The following is a 6,324-nucleotide window of genomic DNA, read 5'->3' as shown; positions in this document are numbered from 1 at the left end:
GGCAATAAGCGAGGCGGCGCGCTGTTGTGCTGTATATGCAGGATCTGATTGTTAATATGGACATGGTAGTTCGGTGAATCCAGTACGACTGTGGTCATAGCCAAGCTCCATCGTTAAACATGGCCCCAGTGTACTCAACGCCTTAACCGCTAACTTGTGTTCACCAATTGGTGAGCCCACTGTGTTTCCTTACTCAGCCGCCGTAACATGATAGGCTTGCAGGCTGGCCCCCATATCCTCCAGTTGCGTGGCGGTCAGCTCTTGCCCGCGTTGTGCCCATGTTACCGGCACGGTTAAATGCCAGTAGTGTCCGCCACGGGCCGCGACGGCAGCGGCCAGTGGGATCGGTAAGGTGCCAATCACCGTGTCCCCAGCTTGAATCGTCTCGACGTCCAAATGAGGGAGACACGCATCCACCGTTATCTTGTGTCTTGCACACYATTCGACGGCGCCTTGATGGCGTGTCACCAAATAGATCATGCGACGCTTACTCCTACCTTGATCGTTTATGCTAGCCCATGTTTTGTTGGCACTGAGCCAACGCAGCCTTAATGGCGCTGATGGTGGCGGGCTCACAAAGCGCAATATTGACGTCGTTAGCACGGGTGCGCATTGCATCAGGACATTCATGAAAACTCACTAATAAGCTTTGTCCATATAGCCCCCCCAACTTACGGCTCAGGTTATCCAGTTTATGGGTTACATCTTGGCTGTTGGYARATTTMGATTGCCAATTGACYGCCTTRCATTCRATGGTTAAMAGCTGATTATTGTGGCGCACTAACACATCAAATTCGTTGTTTTTCCCTTTACTCGCGTTACTCGCGGTGTTTTCAGTCATAAAGTKTGCGCGATCAYGGCGATCGCCCCATACACCTTCCACATTCATCATCACTTGTTCAAACCCGGCGTCTTTCGCAAGCAGATAGGTTAATTCCTCTAGCCACATGCCCGCTAAATAGCGGCATGCCTGATGGCTGGTAAAGGTGACTTGCTGCTCCCCCTCGCGCCATTCAATCAAACCTTCATCCGCCAATCGTTGATAGAGCGTGGCCCATGTGTTGAAAGGCGCGTGGGGCATGCTCTGCGTCGCCGTATTCGGATAATCCTTGGCTGCCTCAGCGGCGAGATATTGCAACTGCCCGAGCATCTGGGGAGTTTTCTCCTTGCTACAGTGCTTGGCTAAAAATCGGCTTAAGGCTGCACGCGCTACTACCGCGTCATCATTGGTGGTATCAATGGCGTCGGTCATCATAAAGCCATTGGCTTCAAGCAACTGATCCAAACTGAGCACCGACTGATAAGGCAAGGGAGGTAACTGCAGCCCGTCTTCGTCGTTTAAGATAGGAATCGCTTTATTTTGGCTATCGGTATAAATGATTAACGCCCAATTAGGATCTTGTCCTGGTGCGGCGTGTGCTTTGGCCATAATGTTGTATTGGTTAAACGCGTTGGTAAAGGTCAGTGACATGGGTTTGGTGCCACCGGTGGCATTCAATATCCAGCGCATATGGGCAAACTCGGTGCTGAGACAGTCAATCACTTCGCGCGCTTGTTGTTTCAGCGCCCCCACTTCATGACTGCTGCGGCCTTCGCAGAGTGTCACCACAATATCGCGATCACGGTACATATCGGCTAATGCCTCAGCGCGGGCTTTGAGGGTGTGATCCCCAAGCACCAGGATCACATGCGTGCAGGCGTTGTCGCCCAATGTGGGAATAAGATTAGGCAGCAATTGGTTGGAGACAAGATTGATATGAACGTGTTGCATAGCACCTCCTTGTATGGGGCCGTGGCAATGGGTGATTAAACGCTGCCCAGTATCGCGGGCAACTGATAAGGGTAAGGATACCTGTTATCCGATGCCAGCGCACGGTTCACCAATCGGTGATAGTAGGAAAATCAAACACAAGAGGGAGCCCTTTAAGCGAGGCGTGAAATAAAGGGCCTAGGGCCTAGGCTCCTAGGCCCTACATATTAATCCCTTTAGTCAGGGCGTGGTCCGTTAGGACTAGACGTTCAGGACGCTTATCAAGAGGAACTTGAGTCTTAATCCCTTTAGTCAGGGCGTGGTCCGTTAGGACGCAAAACTCCCCTTTGTAATTACTGGTTCCGTATTAGTCTTAATCCCTTTAGTCAGGGCGTGGTCCGTTAGGACGATGGTAGAAATGAGAAAAGACTTTGACGGATTATGTCTTAATCCCTTTAGTCAGGGCGTGGTCCGTGAGGACGGCAAACCGCAACCGCAGCATGACCAACATGCTAAGTCTTAATCCCTTTAGTCAGGGCGTGGTCCGTTAGGACTTTAATTTGGAGATAAAATTATGAGCAAAGTAAAGGTCTTAATCCCTTTAGTCAGGGCGTGGTCCGTTAGGACTTTACGTCAAGACTGGCAATGTGGTTGACATTAAGTCTTAATCCCTTTAGTCAGGGCGTGGTCCGTTAGGACACAGATTTTCTGTGCAGCAATCTCCTCACCTGTTGTCTTAATCCCTTTAGTCAGGGCGTGGTCCGTTAGGACATAGCCAGTGGGTTTTTCCCTGCAACACCGTAGAGTCTTAATCCCTTTAGTCAGGGCGTGGTCCGTTAGGACAAAACACGACAAGACAAAGGTCATAAAAATGATTGAGGTCTTAATCCCTTTAGTCAGGGCGTGGTCCGTTAGGACACCAACCGGCACCTTTACTTCTTCTATCTAATAAACGTCTTAATCCCTTTAGTCAGGGCGTGGTCCGTTAGGACTCCAGATCCTACCAACAAGTGGTTGGGTAACGAGTCTTAATCCCTTTAGTCAGGGCGTGGTCCGTTAGGACATTAATCACTTCCCTATTGTTCGTTACAACAAAGGTCTTAATCCCTTTAGTCAGGGCGTGGTCGTTAGGACGATCAATTTCTTTCGGTGAATGATGTGTGGTTAAGTCTTAATCCCTTTAGTCAGGGCGTGGTCCGTTAGGACTGAAATTTAACAGGGCCGTCAAATGCGTCACCGAGTCTTAATCCCTTTAGTCAGGGCGTGGTCCGTTAGGACCAAAAGGGGCCATCCGGCCCCTTAATCAATCAAAGTCTTAATCCCTTTAGTCAGGGCGTGGTCCGTTAGGACCTGCAAGCATCATTCGATAAGCAGTCAGCATCAATGTCTTAATCCCTTTAGTCAGGGCGTGGTCCGTTAGGACGCTAACGATGCAGAAGCTGCACTTGACACACTCTCGTCTTAATCCCTTTAGTCAGGGCGTGGTCCGTTAGGACTCTATGTGTGACACAATATTACGTTCGAGTTGTTCGTCTTAATCCCTTTAGTCAGGGCGTGGTCCGTTAGGACAGTTTTCATTTATAACTGATTGTTTTGACCTTTGCAAGTTGCGAAATAAACAAGCGTTTTAAACACGCTAAATTTTACAAAAATAAGCAAATGACGTGCCATGTTGTTATTCTCGCTGGTAAGCGATTGAACGTCTTGTCATCTTATTTTAATCTTCTCGATCCCACACTCGCCAGGTATTTGCGCGTAAATGTGCCTTGGCGGTGTCTTTTAGCATCCAGGTAAAACTGTCGCTGTTTGCACGGTTATCCGACAAACACCACGACGAAAATTGATGGCAGTTGTCAAACAGCATATTGTAGTCTTGACGTTTGCCTACCGCCTGCATCGCTCGCGTGGCTGCCGCTGGCGAGCCGACCGCTTGCTCATCTTGGCATGACACATAAATACTTATCGCTGGGTTAAAGCCACCCAAGCGCTGTAAAAACTGTGCCGGCGATACGGCTTCAATAAAACCGTCACCATTTAGGTGGACAATCTGATCATTTCCCACATAAATCCCTGAGTGCTCGAAGGCAAGCGCTAAATCACAATAAACAAGGCTACCGGGCACAGGCAGCACTTTGTCACGCAAAACATTATCGGCAATGTGCCGCGCTAATAAAAAACTTGGCCCCGTTCCCAAATAGATTTTCATTCGCTTGCCTCCTCACTTCGTATAGATTATGCCGATCGCGGTTGAACACGACGACGATGTCTTGGCAGGTGCGCCAGCAAGTGCGTCATCACTGCCTCAAGGTTGTAGTGGTATTCGGCGCTGTAACACACAGGTCGTGCGATTGAGAGCCCGGTGGAATCGGCAATCCGCGCTTGTACGGATGCCGCCTTCTGGCTTAAAAATTCAGCCAAGATGTGATCCGGTGAGTGAGTTATTCGATCCCAGTGCCGCCCTTTCATGGCCATATCGGCTTGGTTGATCATCACCGCCACCCGCTCTGGGGCAATATACGGCAAGACCACGGTTTCCAACAGGGTGACACTGGTGCCCAAATCGCGGATCCCGCCTTCAAGGATCACCACCACCATATCAATAAAGCCATATGCGCCGCCTTGGGTGCTGGTACAGGTTTCTTCAAGGCTACGTTGGATAGCCAAACCATGTCGTTGGTCCGCGGCTTTCCCATCTCCCAGCCCGGCAGAATCATGAAAACGCAGGCTGTCTGACATGGCATAGCCACTGATTTGCTGGGTATGCGGATCAACGCCACTGCCGACGTCGGCCACCGGGGCCTTTGCCAGTGCATTGATGGTGCTGCTTTTGCCACTGCCGGTGGCACCAACCAGTAACACATCAAGCGGGAATAGCAGACCGCGTTGGCGCATCGCCGTATCGAGCTGGGTGAAATAAGACATCGTTTCTCCTATTATCTAGCCTGTAAAGGGTGTCACTACTGTCGCTGTAAGTTAAGGCGGTATGCACCGCCTCTGGGCCACATCAACTGAATAGCCCAACAAAGAAACCAACCGCTGCCCCAGCGGCCGCGCCCAGCACTTTTCCTGGGGCACCAAAGTAGCTACCCAACTCTGCGCCTTTTTCCGCCCCCTCGGTGACCGATTCCCACAACGATTTGCGCACGGACTCACGATAGTCTTCATCGCTATCGTTGTGCTCACGCATCGCTTTGTCACGGTTAATGTCGCGCATTAACGCCACACGTTTGCTTGCTTTCACATGGCGCAAGATGTAAGCAAACAATTTTCCCATGTTATAGGGCGGTTGCTGTTCGTCGCCTTCCTTATAGCCTGCGGCATAATGCACCACCTCGACGTTCTCACCGGTAGCCTCATAGATACGGCGCTGTGTTGATCTGATCTTGTCACGCAAGAATGCATCCAATATTGGCTCGGGCTTATTGTTAATCGGATCCCAATGCCGCCCTTTCATGGCCATATCGGCTTGGTTAATCCCCACCAGTAAGCGGTCGGTATGCTCGCCCAGTGCGGGAATAATCACCTCGTTAATCAACTCAAACGAGGTGCCAAGATCACGGCTGCTACCATCTAACACCACTAACACCAGGTCGATCAGTAGTTCACCGTTTTCATCGCACTCTTCGAGCTTGTTGAGGATATTGCGCGCGTGCCGAATATCGCTTTCGCGACCATCCCCCAACCCTGGGCTATCAAACAAGACAAGGTTGTTAAATTGATACTGCTCGATGGTCATGGTCTCCGGATCCGGGCTTTGTCCAACTTTGGCCTTGTCCGCATCAAACAACGCGTTAATGGTCGACGATTTACCGCACCCTGTTGCGCCTGTGACTAAAATATTCACCGGCCGATTGCCAAGCTCGCCAAACATGTCAAACCAACTGTGCTCTCGCGGGTAGTTTGCGCCTGTCATGCTCTGCTCGCTACCTTGCATCTGCGCCTGGGTGTGTTGATTCCGCGTCATAAGCGTTCTCCTGTTATCGGGTTGCTGTGATAAACAACGCGCCTTGATGGCTGCGTTGTGGCAATGASTCAATGCTACTTCACTGGGATAAGGGCYGCGGCCCTYGACCAATTGGTGAACTCTTAGCRCCGYGCCGGTGTGCCCACGATGATCTTGGCTTTGGGGATCCCAGCAATGTCACGCACGTAGTGGTAACTGTCGGCCTCATTAACACGCACGGGTTTATTCAGCAACTCGCTGACTAAACTGGCGTGGATCAGGTATTGGTGACCCTGGCAGTGCAGCATCACAAAGTGTTCGGCGCGTTCAGAAAGCTCCATCCAACTATTGGGGAGAGCGCCACAAATGAGCCGTTTTAGCGCGGCACGCGCGGCCGATTTAGCACGACGACACGCTGCCATTGCCACTAATTTCCAGCCACGTTTGGCTTTGAATAAAATCACGGCGATTACCCGCGTGCCACGCACAACCAGTTGCCAACGTTGGGTTTGCTCTAACATGTGCTGCTTATTGGCGTAATGCAGACCGCCTTTCACGCGGGCATAACTGACCACCAACAACGCCCAGACTTGATCAGCATAGTCTTGCATTTGGCTGGCGGTGGTTACGG

General features: G+C 50.9%; 6 protein-coding genes and 1 CRISPR repeat array. All 6 genes read right to left on the bottom strand.

Annotation, left to right across the window (positions count from 1 at the left end):
* Nucleotides 1-189: 189 nt before the first annotated feature.
* Nucleotides 190-480, bottom strand: a complete 291-nt coding sequence (csx16, locus tag BZG83_RS15510; RefSeq protein ID WP_077481886.1) for a CRISPR-associated protein Csx16 — start codon at nucleotides 478-480, stop codon at nucleotides 190-192.
* A gap of 31 nt (nucleotides 481-511) precedes the next feature.
* Nucleotides 512-1,771, bottom strand: a complete 1,260-nt coding sequence (locus tag BZG83_RS15505; protein WP_077481884.1) for a Card1-like endonuclease domain-containing protein — start codon at nucleotides 1,769-1,771, stop codon at nucleotides 512-514.
* Between the two features lie 203 nt (nucleotides 1,772-1,974).
* A CRISPR array of direct repeats spans nucleotides 1,975-3,319; the repeat unit is 38 nt; unit sequence GTCTTAATCCCTTTAGTCAGGGCGTGGTCCGTTAGGAC.
* A gap of 148 nt (nucleotides 3,320-3,467) precedes the next feature.
* Nucleotides 3,468-3,956, bottom strand: coding sequence for a lecithin retinol acyltransferase family protein (locus BZG83_RS15500; protein WP_077481882.1), 489 nt, complete (start codon nucleotides 3,954-3,956; stop codon nucleotides 3,468-3,470).
* Between the two features lie 26 nt (nucleotides 3,957-3,982).
* A complete protein-coding gene (locus BZG83_RS15495; protein ID WP_077481880.1) occupies nucleotides 3,983-4,672 on the bottom strand; it encodes a GTPase family protein in 690 nt (229 codons plus the stop codon).
* 82 nt (nucleotides 4,673-4,754) lie between these two features.
* Nucleotides 4,755-5,714 (bottom strand): GTPase family protein, encoded by a 960-nt coding sequence (locus BZG83_RS15490; protein ID WP_077481878.1) that lies wholly within the window; start codon nucleotides 5,712-5,714, stop codon nucleotides 4,755-4,757.
* Between the two features lie 122 nt (nucleotides 5,715-5,836).
* Nucleotides 5,837-6,324, bottom strand: a 488-nt coding sequence (locus tag BZG83_RS16825; RefSeq protein ID WP_158074979.1) for a hypothetical protein, incomplete at its 5' end; no start/stop codon positions are given.

The organism is Salinivibrio sp. PR919 (genome assembly GCF_001995355.1).
In the GTDB taxonomy this organism is placed as follows: Bacteria; Pseudomonadota; Gammaproteobacteria; order Enterobacterales; family Vibrionaceae; genus Salinivibrio; species Salinivibrio proteolyticus.
The sequence above is the reverse complement of the archived record's forward strand: the minus strand, read 5'-3'. Positions and strand labels throughout refer to the sequence as shown.